The following is a 14,288-nucleotide window of genomic DNA, read 5'->3' on the forward strand; positions in this document are numbered from 1 at the left end:
CGCGCCCCTGCGCCGCACCACCGACGAACTGTGGCAGCGCATGCTCGCGGTCAACCTCACCGGCCCGTTCACCTGCACGCGCTGCGCGGTGCCCGACATGCTCGCGGCCGGGCGCGGCCGGGTGATCACTATCGCCAGCACGGCCGGCCTGCGTGGCTACCCGTATGTGAGCGCCTACGTCGCGGCCAAGCACGGCGTGATCGGGCTGACGCGTGCTCTGGCACTGGAACTCGCGAACACGCCCATCACGGTGAACGCGATCTGCCCCGGCTTCACCGACACCGACCTGCTACAGGAGAGCGTGACCACCGTGATCGAGACGACCGGCCGCGACGCCGCCGAGGCGCGCGCCGTCTTCACCCGGCACAACCCGCAGGGACGGCTGATCGAGCCGGACGAGGTGGCCGCCGCCGCAGCCTGGCTGTGCTCGGACGCGGCGAACTCCATTACCGGCCAGTCGATCTCGATCAGCGGCGGGGAGGTGATGTGAGGTGACCACCCGGCACGAACTCGGCGACCAACGCATCGGCATGGAGGCCCGCACGGTCTCCGGCGACCACCTCGATGTGCGGCTGTGGCTGCGACTGCTGGCCACCACCAACGAGATCGAGCAGGAGATCCGCACCCGGCTGCGGGTTCGCTTCGCCACCACCCTGCCGCGCTTCGACTACCTGGCCCAGCTCGACCGGCACCACGACGGGCTCCGAATGAGCGCGCTGTCCCGCTATCTCATGGTCACCGGCGGCAATGTCACCGGGCTCACCGATCAGCTGGTGGCCGAGGGCTGGGTCGATCGCGTGCCGGACCCGATCGACAAGCGCGCGACCCTGGTGCGGCTCACCGCACTCGGGCGCGAGCGCTTCGAGGAGATGGCCGCCGAGCACGAGCGCTGGCTGACCGAGATGTTCGCCGGGTTCGGCCGCGGCGACGAGCAACTGCTGTTCGACCTGCTCGGCCGGCTGCGCGTACACCTCGCGGGCCCGGCCGAGCCCGCCTCCGCGACGAATCACCGGGAGCCCCGATGACCCAGCATCTCGATCCCGCACTGCGCGCGGCCAATCGCACGACGCTCGCCGACTACCAGAGCACGCATTTCCGGTGGCGGGTCGACGACGGTGTCGGCACGATCATGCTCGACCGGCCTCAGCGCAAGAACCCGCTGACGTTCGACTCCTACGCCGAGCTGCGAGACCTGTTCCGCCGCTTGGCCTATGCCGAGGATGTCACGGTGATCGTCCTGCACGGCGCGGGCGAGAACTTCTGCTCCGGCGGCGACGTGCACGACATCATCGGGCCGTTGATCGCGCTGCCCGCGCCCGAGCTGCTGAAGTTCACCCGGATGACCGGCGATCTGGTCAAGGCGATGCGGGCCTGCCCGCAGCCGATCGTGGCCGCCGTCGACGGGGTGTGCGCGGGCGCGGGGGCGATCCTCGCCATGGCATCGGATCTGCGCGTCGGAACGGCCCGCAGCACAACGGCTTTCCTGTTCACCAGGGTCGGTCTTGCCGGGTGCGATATGGGCGCGTGCGCGATGCTGCCGCGCATCATCGGGCAGGGCCGCGCCTCCGAGCTGCTCTACACCGGGCGGGCGATGACCGGGGAGGAGGCGTATGCGTGGGGGTTCTTCAATCAGCTCACCGAGCCGGCCGAATTGCTCACCAGCGCAGGCGGACTCGCGCGCCGGCTGGCCGAGGGCCCGACCTTCGCGCAGGGCATCACCAAAACCATGCTGCACCAGGAGTGGTCGATGACCGTGGACCAGGCCATCGAGGCCGAGGCCCAGGCGCAGGCGCTGTGCATGCTCACCGAGGACTTCGCCCGCGCTTATCACGCGTTCCGGGACAAGCAACGCCCGAAGTTCGAAGGGAACTAGCCATGTCCGACGACCATGGGGACTGGCCGTTCTTCGATGACGACCACCGGAAGCTGGCTGTCGCACTGCGCGACTGGGCGGCCGAAAGCCTCGCCTACGACACCGACCGCCCTGCACACAACGCCGACCGGCCCACGCACGACACCGACCACTTTGCGCACGACGCCAACCGCCTTGTGCCGGAGGCCTACACCGATCTCGACGACCGCTGCCGCCGACTGGTCCGCGCCCTCGGCGACGCGGGCTGGCTGCGTCACGCCGTCGCGGGCACCGAATACGGTGGCGCCCGCGACCGAATCGACACGCGCACCCTTTGTCTCGCCCGCGAGATCCTGGCCGAGCACGACGCGCTCGCCGACTTCGCCTTCGCCATGCAGGGTCTCGGCTCCGGCGCGATAAGCCTCGCCGGCACCGACGAGCAGAAGGCGCGCTACCTGCCGGGGGTGGCCGCCGGTACGGCGCTGGCGGCGTTCGCGCTCTCGGAGTCCGAGGCGGGCTCCGACGCCGCCGCGCTGTCGTGCGCCGCGCGCGCCGACGGGGACGGCTTCGTCCTCGACGGCGAGAAGACGTGGATCTCCAACGGCGGCATCGCCGATTTCTACGTCGTGTTCGCGCGCACCGGGGAAGGGGAAGGCGCGCGGGGCATTTCGGCGTTCATCGTCGACGCCGAGACCCCCGGCCTGCGTATCGCCGAACGCATCGACGTGATCTCCCCGCACCCGCTGGCCCGGCTGCGCTTCGACGGCTGCCGGGTGCCCGCAGGCCAGCGAATCGGCGACGCGGGCGCGGGTTTCGGTATCGCCATGCGCACCCTGGACGTCTTCCGCACCTCGGTCGCGGCCGCCGCCCTCGGCTTCGCCCGCCGCGCCATGGCCGAGGCGCTCGCCAGGGCGCGCTCGCGGCGCATGTTCGGCGGCGTGCTGGCCGACTTCCAGCTCACCCGAGCCGAACTCGCCCGGATGGCGACCACGATCGACTCGGCCGCGCTGCTCACCTACCGGGCGGCTTGGCAACGCGATCGCGGGCGTCCGGTCACCCGCGAGGCCGCCATGGCCAAGATGGCCGCGACCGAAGGGGCGCAACGGGTCATCGACGCCGCGGTGCAGATGTGGGGCGCGCTCGGCGTGGTCCGCGACCGGCCGGTCGAGCGGCTCTACCGCGACATCCGGGCCCTGCGCATCTACGAGGGCGCCACCGAGGTGCAGCAGCTGATCATCGCCCGCGAACTCCTGCGCGACGCCGCGACCACGGCGTCCTGATCCACGATTCTCCTTCTCCCCCACAAGGTTCGACCATGACAAGCGCGCACATCGACACCTTCGCCCGCGACCACCTGCCCCCGCTCGACCAGTGGCCCGATCTCGTGTTCGACGCGCCCGAGCTGCGCTTCCCCGCCCAACTCAACTGCGCCGCGGAACTACTCGATCGTCGCGTGGCCGACGGCGACGGCGCGCGACTGTGCGTGCAGGCGCCCGACGGGCCGCGATGGACCTACGCCGACCTGAACGAGCAAGCCAATCGCATTGCGGCGGTTCTGGTCCACGACATGGGGCTGGTACCGGGCAACCGCGTGCTGCTCGACGCCCCGAACAATCCCATGCTGACCGCGTGCTGGTTCGGCGTGCTCAAGGCGGGCGGCATCGCCGTGACGGCCATGCCGCTGCTGCGGGTGAAGGAGCTGACCCAGATCGTCGACAAAGCCCGAATCACCCACGCGCTCTGCGACAGTGCGCTGGCCGAGCGGTTGGAAACGGTCATCGCGGCCTGCCCGACCCTGACCCAGGTGCGCTACTTCCACGGCGCCGCCGACGACGGCCTCGAGGCGCTGATGGCACGCCACGACGGCCGGTTCGACACGGTGGACACCGCCGCCGACGACGTCTGCCTCATCGCCTTCACCTCCGGCACCACCGGCGTGCCGAAGGCGACCGTGCACTTCCACCGCGACGTGATGGCGATCTGTCACTGCTTCCCGCACCACATTCTGCGCCCGGAGCCCGACGACGTGTTCATCGGCAGCCCGCCGCTGGCCTTCACGTTCGGCCTCGGCGGGCTGCTGCTGTTCCCCATGACGGTCGGGGCCTCCTCGGTGCTGCTCGAGCACGCCGGCCCGCCGCAGTTGCTCGACGCCATCGAGAAGTTCGGTGCGACGGTGCTTTTCACCGCGCCCACCTCGTATCGCATACTCGCCAAACACGATCTGCGCGGCACCACGCTGCGCAAGTGTGTCTCGGCGGGCGAGCCCTTGCCGCCGAGCACCCGAACGCGCTGGCGGGAGGCGACCGGCCTCGAGCTGATCGACGGCATAGGGGCCACCGAGATGCTGCACATCTTCATCTCCGCCGACGAAGCCCACGCCCGGCCGGGCGCGACCGGGCGCGCGGTGCCCGGGTACGAGGCGCGGGTGGTGGACGAGGCGGGAAACACGTTGGGGCCGGGCGAGATCGGGCTGCTCGCCGTGCGCGGTCCCACCGGCTGCCGCTACCTCGCCGACGAACGACAGACCGTGTACGTGCGCGACGGCTGGAACTACACCGGCGACGCCTACTCCATCGACGCCGACGGCTACTTCCACTATCAGGCGCGCTCCGACGACATGATCGTGTCCTCGGGCTACAACATCGCCGCGCCCGAGGTCGAGGACGCGCTGGCCGGGCATTTCGCGGTCGCCGACTGCGCCGTCGTCGGCGTGCCGGACGAGGACCGCGGGCAGATCGTCAAGGCGTATGTCGTGCTGCGCCCGGAGGTCGAGGACCGCGACGGGATGGTCGAGGAATTGCAGGATTTCGTGAAACAGACGGTGGCGCCGTACAAGTACCCGAGGGCGATAGTCTTCGTCGACGCACTGCCGCGCACGCCCACCGGCAAGCTACAGCGTTTTCGTCTGCGCGAAACCGTTGTGCCGCAGTCCGATTCGGCGGCGACGGCATGAGGGTCCTGCAACCGCCCGGCTGGCCGCGCCCGCGCGGGTACGCGAACGGCATTGCCGCACGGGGCGAGTTGGTGTTCGTGGCGGGCATGGTCGGCTGGGACGCCGACGGGGTGTTCCGCTCCGACGACCTCGCCGAGCAGGTGCGTCAAGCGCTGCGCAACGTGGTGGCGGTGCTCGCCGAGGCGGGCGCGCGACCCGAGCACATCGCGCGAATGACCTGGTACGTCACCGATGTCGACGCCTACGTGCGCGCGTATCGCGAGATCGGGGTCGCCTTCCGCGAGGTGATCGGCGGCTTCGACGCGGCGATGACCGCCATCGAGGTGAGCCGCCTGGTCGAGCCGCAGGCGAAGGTCGAGATCGAGGTCACCGCGGTGATCCCCGATTCGCCGCACAGCGGGTGAGCCCGGCGACTCACCCGCTGCGACTCATCTTCCGCAGAGAGCGTTTTCGACGATTACCGCCTCCAAGGCCGTATCTCCCTCGAGGACAGGGTCTTCCGGCAGCTGGTTCATGACCAGGGTCACCGCGCGGTCCTTTGTCGCCCGGTTCATGACCCCGTAGCCGGGGAAACCACCGTCGTGACTCCAGGTTTCGTGGTCGCACTCGGTCGGCAGGTGAAGCAGACCGAGTCCGGCCGCCGCCATGGGCGACTCCGGATCGCCGAGGGAGACGGTGCGCTGCATCTCGGCCAGCTGGGCGGCGGGGAGCACCCGTCCGGACAGCAGGCTCATCAAGTAGCGGTTGATGTCGGCGGGAGTGGAGACCATGGCGCCGTCGGCCATGCCCCAGGACGGATCGAATGCATCGATGTCGACGCGTTCGCCCTCGAGCATCGCGTAACCGTGCGGGTGCGGGCCGCGGATCACCTGCTCGCGGGGGAAGTCCGGCCAGTAGGTGTCGGTGAGGCCGAGGGGTTCGATCACCCGGGCGGTCACCTCCTCGCGCAGCCGTCGGCCGGTCACCCGTTCGACCAGCGCGCCGACCAGCAGGTAATTGGTGTTGGAGTAGCGGAACTCGGCACCGGGGGCGAAGTCCGCCGGTTGGTCGAGGCCGAGCCGGATCAGCTCCTCGACCGGGCGCGGATTACGCAGCGCCGCCTCGGTGGAGATGTCCAGCTTCGAGAGGTAGTCGGGGATTCCGCTGGTGTGCTGCAACAGGTTTCGGACGGTGATGACGTTCCCGTCGCCGCCCGGACCGTGCACCACGCCGGGTAGATACCGCTGCACGGGCGCGTCCAGCTCAACCTTGTTCTCGGCCACCAGCAGTAGAACCGTCGCCGCGACAAAGGATTTCGTGGTGCTGGCGATGCGCACCTGCGCGGTCTCGGGAAACGGTGCGCCGGTGGCGAGATCGCCGACCCCGCTGCTGATCCGGGTATCGCGACCGTGCTCGGTGATCACCAGCTGCGCGCCGGGGATATCGGACTCCCGGACCAGCCGATCCAGCATCGCCTGCAACCTGCCGATGCGCGCGTCCGCGCTGCCGGTGTCGGCGACCGCCCGGGGCACCTGCCCACTCATCGAGCACGCCAGCACCGTCCCTGCCATGAGGGCCGAGACCATCATGAATCGTCGCACCACCAACTCCTACCTTCGACCGTATGGAACTTTCGATGGTAGGCACCCCGGCAATTGAAACTCCGCCGTGAACAGGGCATATGCGGCTCGGGCCGGAAAAATCAGGGGCAAGTTCATCCTCTAGGAGGACACCGGAGTCACCCGCGTATGCCGCTGGTCGCACACGCAGGGGCCAATGGTCCGGTACAAGCCATCCACATAGTGGCCTTGTCGGCGGGCGCGGCCGATTCGCCACAGGCAGGCGCGAGTATCGCGATCAGCGTGAGCGCCGCGACCAATACGGCCAAGGGCCAAGAATCACGGGGCGTGTGCGGGCAATCCGGCCGCTCGCGCACCACAAGTCGCCGCGGCGATAATGCTCGCCGCGCGGCGGCGAGGCTTCCGATTGCCATGATCAACTCCTGGTCTCAATCGCATGAAGGCCACTAGAGCTATCAATTGGCAACGCTACACACGAATGTCGTCGTCTTCGCGCACCCGTCGTCGCCACGCCGAGTTGTCGAGCTGCGGCCGATTCGTTCAGGCGGAGACGGGCAGCGGTTCGGTCTGGTCGAAGGGCGGATAGTTCCAGCTCGCCGTTCGCTCGGCGGCGTCGATGTAATCGGCCAGCGCGTCGCGGGAGCGCGCGAGCTTGTCCAGCTGGTCGTTCAGGCGGTCCAGCCGGGTGCGCATGGCGGCGAGCAACTCCGGGCAGCCGAGCAGTTCGGGGGCCTCGCCGATGGCGCACGGCAACAGGTAGGCGATGTCCTCGGAGGACAGGCCCGCGGCGAGCAGATGCCGGATCTGCTTGACCCGCAGCACGGCGGCCTCGTCGTACTCGCGGTAGCCGTTCGGGCCGCGGTCGGCCTCCAGCAGACCCTGGGCCTCGTAGTAACGCAGCTGATGCGCGTGGACGCCCGTCCGACTACTCAATTCCCCGATCAGCATCGCAACCTCGCTTGACCTTCACACCGGTATCAACGTTGATGATGCTGCCATGACCCAGAAAAACGAAACATCGGTGACCGTCCTCGGACTCGGGCGGATGGGCCAGGCGCTCGCCGGCGCGTTCCTGAAGGCCGGACACCCCACCACCGTGTGGAACCGCACGGCGGCCAAGGCCGAGCGGTTGGTGAGCGAGGGCGCGCGGCTCGCGCCGACGGTCGGCGCCGCGCTCGCCGCGAGTCCCCTGATCATCATCTGCCTCACCGACTACCCGGCGGTGCGCGAACTGCTCGACGCGAGCGAAAACGACTTGGCCGGAACAACATTGATCAACCTGACGTCGGGCGATTCCGCCCAGGCGCGGGCGACCGCCCGCTGGGCCGAGCAGCGCGGCGCCCGCTACCTCGACGGTGCCATCATGGCCATTCCGCCCGCCATCGGGACCGCCGAAGCGGTGATTCTGCACAGCGGGCCGGAGGCGGACTTCGCGGCGCACCGGCCGATCCTCGACGCGCTCGGCACCGTCAGCTACCTCGGCGCGGACCACGGGCTGGCGTCGCTGTACGACGTGGCCGGCCTGGCCATGATGTGGAGCGTGCTCAACGCCTGGCTGCACGGCACCGCCATGCTCCGCACGGCCGGGGTGGACGCCGCGACCTTCGCGCCGTTCGCCGCGCAGATCGCCGCCGGGGTCGCCGAGTGGTTGCCCGGGTACGCCGAGCAGATCGACCGCGGCTCCTTCCCGGCGGAGGTGTCGACGCTGGAGACGGACGCGCGGGCGATGGCGCATCTGATCGAGGAGAGCGAGGCGGTCGGCGTCAACGCCGAACTGCCGCGGTTGATCAAGGCGATGGCGGACCGCTCGATCGCCGCCGGGCACGGCGCGGAGCAGTATCCGGTGCTGATCGAGGAGTTCGGCACACCGCGCTAGGCGCTCAGTTGCCGTTGCGGTCGAGCGAGTCCCGGATGGCCGCCTGGGCCGCGTGCGGAAGGGTGTGCATGATCTCCCGAACCCGCTCCTTGCGGCGCAGAACCGCTTGGCGCACAGGCATTCCCGGCTGGGCCTCCATCTGCGGGATAATTCCCTCGACCTCCTCGGCACCGCCGTGGTGGTGGCCCGCGTCGAACATCGCTTGCTCGCGCGCCATCTGGGCCTCGTCCTTCTCCTCGGACATGCCGATCGGGCCCTGCATGCGGCCGTTGAGGAACTGCTTGACCACCGGCTCGTCGGAGGTCAGCAGAACCTCACGCGGGCCGAACATCACCAGCTGACGACGGAACAGCATGCCGATGTTGTCGGGCACGGTGCGGGCCAGGTTGATGTTGTGGGTGACGATCAGGATCGTCGCGTCGATCTGCGCGTTGATATCGATCAGCAATTGACTGAGGTACGAGGTGCGCACCGGGTCCAGACCGGAGTCCGGCTCGTCGACCAGGATGATCTGCGGATCCAGCACCAGGGCACGCGCCAGCCCGGCGCGCTTGCGCATACCGCCGGAGATCTCGCCCGGGAGTTTGTTCTCGTCACCGAGCAAGCCGGTGAGCTCGAGCTTCTCCATGACGATGGACTTGATCTGCGACTCCGACTTCTTCGTATGCTCACGAAGCGGAAAGGCGACGTTGTCGAACAGGGTCATGGAGCCGAACAGCGCGCCGTCCTGGAACAGCACGCCGAAGAGCTTGCGGAGTTCGTAGAGCTCTTTGGTCGTGCACCGCATGATGTCGGTGTCGCCGATATAGATCGAGCCGCGTTCCGGGCGGAGCAGACCGATCAGCGATTTCAGGAAGACCGACTTGCCGGTGCCCGACGGACCGAGCAAGGCGCTGACCTCGCCGTACGGCAGCGTCAGCGAGACATCCTGCCAAATACGCTGCGAGCCGAACGATTTGGTGACACCCTCGGCTCTTACCGCGACGCCCATGGTCGACCTCCATAGATTCCCGACGAGAATCCACCGGCGAGGCCTGACGCCCCCGATATCTCGTGGACCGTCGATCCACTGTAAGGCCGCGGGCCGCGTCACGGTCGAATTCTTGTCGCATTCACCGATTTCGCCCGGCGTTTTCGGGGTGGCCGACAGTGGACGAACAAGGTGTTCTCTGGTTCGGCGAACGTGTCGGGGCTTTAAATCCGTTCCAGGGTCGCGAGCCAGGCGGGCGCGCCGGCCTCGCCGTGGAATCTCGTCAGAACTCGACCTTCCTCGATGGCAACGACACTCCAGCCGGTGCCCGGCGCGAACGCCGCGGCCAACGCGTCGCGGCTCACCGGATGAGGGCCGGTGTCGGGGCCGATATCGCTGAAGCACAGCACATACAGGGTCGCGCCGGGCTCGGTCACCGAGGCGAGGCTGGCCACGTACCCCGGCCGCTCGTCGTCGGCGCACGTATGGAACATGCCGGAGTCCAGCACCGTGTCGAAACACCGCCCCAGACTTCGCAATCGGAACGCGTCCGCGACGGCGAACTCGGCCTCGATCCCCCGCTCGGCCGCCTTGGCCCCGGCACGCGCCAGCGCCGTCTCCGCCACATCCACCCCGAGTACCGAAAAGCCCAGCGACGCAACATAAAGCGCGTTCTCCCCCGACCCACACCCCACATCGAGCACCGCCCCGGTGATCCCACCCGCGGCGGCCACCCGCGCGATCGCCGGCTGCGGTCCATCGATATCCCACGGCGCCGGGCCATCCCGATACGACGCGTCCCACGGCAGGCCCGTCATCCGCTCATGACTCGTCGGCACTCGCCCGCCGAAAGGATCTCCGGACACCGCCGTCCCCTTCCGCCGACCAATTTCCATGGACCCGTGGATGTTCGGAAGCTACGTTACGCCCGACGCGCAGTGTATTGACGCACCTCGCCCGCTGCGGCAAGCTCGGAGGCGAGTCTCTGCTGGTGGGGTACGGCACGTCGGAGGAGAACTGTCGATGGATGTGGCGGGGCACAGGCCGTCCGGCGAATCCGTGCTGGTCGGCGATCTCGTCCGGGAGGTGATCGCCGATGTCGCACCCGACGAGCTGGCCCTGGTCGATCGGCTGCGCCAACTCGACAACGGCGACGCCGTGCGACTGCTCCAGCGGCGCAGGCGCGGTGGCGACCTGCTCGGTTTCGGCTTAGACGAGGTGGTGGTACTCGCGAGTCCGATCGTGTGGGTGGCGGTGGACGAGGCGGTGAAGCGGTTCACCGACACCGCGATCACCGGCGGCGGTAAGGCGGTACGGCAGCGCCTGCGGCGACTGCTCGGCCGGGGCGAGGGCGCGCCGATCGTGCCCGAGTTCACCAGGGAGCAGATCGCCGATGTGCACACGCAGGTGGCCGATGCCGCGATGCGCGCGGGCATGGACGCCGACCGGGCGCGGATCATCGCCGACAAGGTAGGCATTCGGCTGGCTCTTCGCGGTTCCGGCGTCGATGCTGCCCGGCCACCGGAACCCTGACGCGCGGAACAACATTCAGCAGCGGTGTCCGTACTGCGGCACCGAACTGATCGGCCGCGCGGGAAAGGATGGACATCACCGTCGAATCGGAGGTCCCCGCTGTGCCGGTGCGGGCCGGAGCCCTCGCCGCGGGCACGTCGCTGCGCTTCACGCTCCTGCTGGCCTTCATCACGTTCGACAGCCTGTTCCTGCTCTCCAGTACGGCGACCTGGTATCAAGGCGGCAGCGAATGGTTCGAGATCTGCCGTCTCGCCGTGGGTTACGACCCGCGGCAGGCGTATACGCCGACCGAGACACTCATCAACTCCGGGTTCATCGAATCGTGCCAGACCACCCACGGACTACAGGCGCCGACCGACTGGATGCTCCTCGCCGTGGTGGCCGTCGCCGCGGTGGCGATCGCGATCTACCTGCTGTGGCCTACGTGGCGACGCAGGCGTCTGCTGCGCATCGATCTGCACTCGACCGACGAATTGGCAGCGGAGCTGCGCGATCTCGTGGCCGTGGCAGGTCTGCGCACCAGCCCCGAGTTCGCGATCGACCCCCGATCCGACGCGGTCGGAGCGGTCGTGTTCGGAAGGCTGGGGCGATACACGGTGTGCCTCGATGCCGGTCTGATCGCGCACCGAAGCGCCGCCCCCGGCGTGCTGCGCGACGTCGCCCTGCACGAACTCGCGCACATCCGCAACCGCGACGTCGACATCGCCTACGCTACCGTCGCCGTGTGGCGGGCGTTCCTGCTCTGCGCGCTGCTGCCCCACCTGATCGGCCAGGCGGTGTCGCTGGCGACCGCCACCGAAACCTGGCGCGAGGATTGGCAATTGGGCCTGCGGGGCCTGATCCGGGTCGCGGTACTCGTCGCCCTGACCTATCTGGTCCGCGCCGACATTCTGCGCACCCGCGAGTTCTACGCCGACCTCGACGCCGCGAACCTGGCCGGACGGTCCGCGTTCACCTGGCGCGACAACCATGCCGTGGTTCAGCCGAGAACCGCTGTCCTGCACCGGTTTATCGGTATCTGGCGAACCCACCCGGACATCTCCGAACGCCTGCGATCGTTGCGCGATCCCGGAATCCTCTTCGGCGCGAATGCATTACCGATGTTCCTCACCGGCGTCGTCGCGCAGGTCGCCAACGTGTCGCTGCCCGCGGTGGTCGACAGCTTCGGCCTGCCGTGGGATCAGCTCGCCGTCGAGCGGGTGTCGACCTGGGTGACGGCCGCGCTTGTGGTCGGCATCGCGGGCTACGCGCTGTGGCGAGTGGTCGGCTACGCCGTGCTGACCGGTCGCCCCGTCCCCTCCGGGTGGGGCGCGGGGGTCTGGCTCGGCGCGGGTATGGCGGTGGGCGAACTAGTGTCCTTCCGCACGGCGGGCTTTGCGCTGTTGCCGCGAGGATCCGCGATTCTGCTCGTGTTCGTGATCAGCGGTCCCGTATTCACCTGGTGGATAACGCAATGCGCGGAACTGTGGATCAGGGGGTGGGCGGGGCGATCGATCCGACCGGTGCGAATCCTGGGTTCGGCCGCCGCCCTGGTGGTCTTCGGCACCTGGTACGGCTACTGGATGAGTGGGCCGTTCCTGTTCCTGATCGGTCCGCTGCGCTCCCCGCAGCTGGCGACGGCGGGCCTGCCCTCGTGGTTCTGGTTCGTCGCGGATCTGGCCAACAGACCCCTGGTGCTCGCGGGCGCCGCAGTACTGTGGCTGTTCCCGCTCGTCCCCCTGCTCCGGAAGCCGAGAACCGGCACACCCGGCTGGGTCGAGCGGGCCCGCACCGACCCGCCGGACGGCGAGACGACCATCCGGCAGCCGGTGTCGCTGCGACCAGCTCTCGCCGGCGCCGTCCTCGGCGGTGGGCTGTGCTGGGTGGCCGTCGTGGTGGTCATGCTGGTGCTGCACGCCGATCAGCCGCCGCGGGAAGCGTCGAACACCGAGTGGATACTGCGGTATCCGATGTGGTTGACGGTCGGACTCGGCCTCGCGACGGTGGCGACCGCGATCATCGTCTCCGCCACCACCCGCCGCTACCGCCTGGCGATCGCGCTGGCCGCGTCCGGCGGGGCGGGGCTGATGGGTCTGGCCGGGCTGTTCGTCTTCGCGGCCGTCGACGGTTGCGTCGGCTCGATGCGAGTGTTGGCCTACACCTGCGATATCCGGCCGCACGCGGCGTGGCTCGTTGTGACGCTACAGGTTCCGTTCGTACTCGGTCTCGCGCTCACGCTGGCCGCGCTCGGCGCGCTCGTCGGCGCGGTCCTGGTGGACGGCGGCCGGCTGGTGCTGCGACGTCGTGCGGCGGCGTCGACCGAGGTGTCCGCCCGGCCCGAATCATTGTTCCGCCGAAGGCTTCTGGTGACGGCGGCGGCCGCAGCCGTCGCGATTCTCGGCGTCGACACCGCGCTCAACTACTACGTTCGCGACGGTCCCGACGTCGCTCCGGTCGCGACCATCGGCAACGAGCCGCCGCCTACGCCGGAAGCCACCTACCGGAAGGTCTGGGCATGGCTGCGGGTCGGCGGGCACGACAAGGTCATCGAACTGGGCGAGGATTTCCGGAAATGGGGCGAGGCCACGGGTGAGGCGGCCCGTGCAGCACAGGAGGCCGGCGAGCCCACAGTGGACCTCGATCCCGACGTGTTCGGGCCGATTTGCACCGCCGTCGCCCGCGCCGCCCACGACGCGGCGGCCTTCATCCCCATTCCGGACGAGCGGGCGCAGCAGGATTGGGCGAAGGCCTATACCGTCGGCGAGCAGGCGGGCAGTGACTGCCGAAACAGCTTCGGCGCCAAGGACGATGCCCTGTTCGGCAGGTCAATGACCGAGGGTGTGGAGGCCGTCACCGCCTACCAGTCGCTGATGCGGTACCTGCACACGATCGGTGTGCTGACGAACGGGTGACTAACCGAGGGCGAGTGGGAGTTTTGTTGCGAGGTCGCCTAATTCGGTTTCCTCAGCGGGGGCCGGGCGGCGGCGGCCGGTGCCGACGAGGAGGGCGTCGCGGTCCGACATCGTCTCGGGAAATGGTGCGCCGGCGAGCTTTTCGAGCATCGCGCGGGCCTCGGCCATGGCTTCGGCGGGCGGCTCGGCGGCGTCGGGGAAATCCATGATCAGGTCGAGGTGGTGCAGGGTCCACTCCATGACGTAGGCGTGGAGGTAGTCGGCGACCGTCAGTACCTGGTCTTTGGTGCTCACGCGGGCGTGCGGGTGGGCGAGCTCGGCGGCGCGGCCCGCGGCGGAGCCGACATCGTCGAGGTGGAACTTCAGCAGGGCGGGATGCCCGTACGCCGCGGCCAGCCGGACGATCAGCGCGTCGAGCGGGTCGTCACCCGTGGGCGGCTCGATGATGTTCCAGTACGTCACCGCGTCCCTGGTCGGCTCCTCGTCGCTGGGGGTTACGAGGGTTATCAAGACATCTTGGGCGTCGATGATCAAGTGGCACACCAGGTCTCGCACCAACCAGCCGGTGCAGCCGGAGGGTCGTTCGAAGTCTCGGTCCGGGAGTTCGGCGACGGCCGTGCGCAGTGCGGCCCATGAACGGGAGAAGAGATCCAC

The 14,288-nt window shown here is 68.9% G+C and carries 14 protein-coding genes; 9 read left to right on the forward strand and 5 right to left on the reverse strand.

The window, feature by feature from the left end; genetic code table 11:
- The 6 genes from ON39_RS40065 to ON39_RS40090 form a co-directional block, all read left to right on the forward strand.
- On the forward strand, positions 1 to 490 hold a 490-nt coding region (locus ON39_RS40065), incomplete at its 5' end, for an SDR family NAD(P)-dependent oxidoreductase (RefSeq protein ID WP_040742057.1).
- A gap of 1 nt (position 491) precedes the next feature.
- Complete coding sequence (locus tag ON39_RS40070) at positions 492 to 1,025, forward strand: MarR family winged helix-turn-helix transcriptional regulator (RefSeq protein ID WP_246003208.1); 534 nt, start codon at positions 492 to 494, stop codon at positions 1,023 to 1,025.
- The gene (locus ON39_RS40075) at positions 1,022 to 1,873 is read left to right on the forward strand and encodes an enoyl-CoA hydratase family protein (RefSeq protein ID WP_040742059.1); all 852 of its coding nucleotides are present in this window, start codon (positions 1,022 to 1,024) and stop codon (positions 1,871 to 1,873) included. The genes ON39_RS40070 and ON39_RS40075 overlap by 4 nt, the downstream gene beginning before the upstream one ends.
- Before the next feature lie 2 nt (positions 1,874 to 1,875).
- Positions 1,876 to 3,132 carry an acyl-CoA dehydrogenase family protein gene (locus ON39_RS40080; RefSeq protein WP_040742061.1) on the forward strand — a complete coding sequence of 419 codons (1,257 nt, stop codon included), beginning with the start codon at positions 1,876 to 1,878 and terminating at the stop codon, positions 3,130 to 3,132.
- A 35-nt stretch (positions 3,133 to 3,167) separates the two neighbouring features.
- Positions 3,168 to 4,805 (forward strand): AMP-binding protein, encoded by a 1,638-nt coding sequence (locus ON39_RS40085; RefSeq protein ID WP_040742062.1) that lies wholly within the window; start codon positions 3,168 to 3,170, stop codon positions 4,803 to 4,805.
- Positions 4,802 to 5,209: a RidA family protein gene (locus ON39_RS40090; RefSeq protein ID WP_040742064.1), complete on the forward strand. Its 408-nt coding sequence runs from the start codon at positions 4,802 to 4,804 to the stop codon at positions 5,207 to 5,209. Before ON39_RS40085 ends, ON39_RS40090 begins: the two co-directional genes overlap by 4 nt.
- Positions 5,210 to 5,233: 24 nt before the next feature.
- On the opposite strand, the gene ON39_RS40095 is transcribed toward ON39_RS40090, so the two are convergent.
- Positions 5,234 to 6,385 (reverse strand): serine hydrolase domain-containing protein, encoded by a 1,152-nt coding sequence (locus ON39_RS40095; RefSeq protein WP_146251381.1) that lies wholly within the window; start codon positions 6,383 to 6,385, stop codon positions 5,234 to 5,236.
- A 519-nt stretch (positions 6,386 to 6,904) separates the two neighbouring features.
- A complete protein-coding gene (locus tag ON39_RS40100; RefSeq protein WP_040742066.1) occupies positions 6,905 to 7,312 on the reverse strand; it encodes a MerR family transcriptional regulator in 408 nt (135 codons plus the stop codon).
- 49 nt (positions 7,313 to 7,361) lie between these two features.
- Between ON39_RS40100 and ON39_RS40105 the strand changes: the two genes are divergently transcribed.
- A complete protein-coding gene (locus ON39_RS40105) occupies positions 7,362 to 8,240 on the forward strand; it encodes an NAD(P)-dependent oxidoreductase (RefSeq protein WP_040742068.1) in 879 nt (292 codons plus the stop codon).
- A gap of 4 nt (positions 8,241 to 8,244) precedes the next feature.
- Here the strand turns inward: ON39_RS40105 and ON39_RS40110 are convergent, their stop codons facing one another.
- Together ON39_RS40110 and ON39_RS40115 are read right to left on the reverse strand one after the other, a co-directional pair.
- Positions 8,245 to 9,231: an ABC transporter ATP-binding protein gene (locus tag ON39_RS40110; RefSeq protein ID WP_051187711.1), complete on the reverse strand. Its 987-nt coding sequence runs from the start codon at positions 9,229 to 9,231 to the stop codon at positions 8,245 to 8,247.
- Between the two features lie 203 nt (positions 9,232 to 9,434).
- Entirely contained in the window at positions 9,435 to 10,028 is a 594-nt protein-coding gene (locus tag ON39_RS40115) for a class I SAM-dependent methyltransferase (protein ID WP_040742069.1), read from the reverse strand.
- A gap of 205 nt (positions 10,029 to 10,233) precedes the next feature.
- Between ON39_RS40115 and ON39_RS40120 the strand changes: the two genes are divergently transcribed.
- Both ON39_RS40120 and ON39_RS40125 read left to right on the forward strand, forming a co-directional pair.
- Positions 10,234 to 10,743, forward strand: a complete 510-nt coding sequence (locus ON39_RS40120) for a hypothetical protein (protein WP_051187712.1) — start codon at positions 10,234 to 10,236, stop codon at positions 10,741 to 10,743.
- 68 nt (positions 10,744 to 10,811) lie between these two features.
- Positions 10,812 to 13,634, forward strand: a complete 2,823-nt coding sequence (locus tag ON39_RS40125) for a M48 family metallopeptidase (protein ID WP_040742070.1) — start codon at positions 10,812 to 10,814, stop codon at positions 13,632 to 13,634.
- On the opposite strand, the gene ON39_RS40130 is transcribed toward ON39_RS40125, so the two are convergent.
- Entirely contained in the window at positions 13,635 to 14,288 is a 654-nt protein-coding gene (locus ON39_RS40130; RefSeq protein WP_040742071.1) for a maleylpyruvate isomerase N-terminal domain-containing protein, read from the reverse strand.

This window comes from Nocardia tenerifensis NBRC 101015 (genome assembly GCF_000308715.1).
GTDB lineage: Bacteria > Actinomycetota > Actinomycetes > Mycobacteriales > Mycobacteriaceae > Nocardia > Nocardia tenerifensis.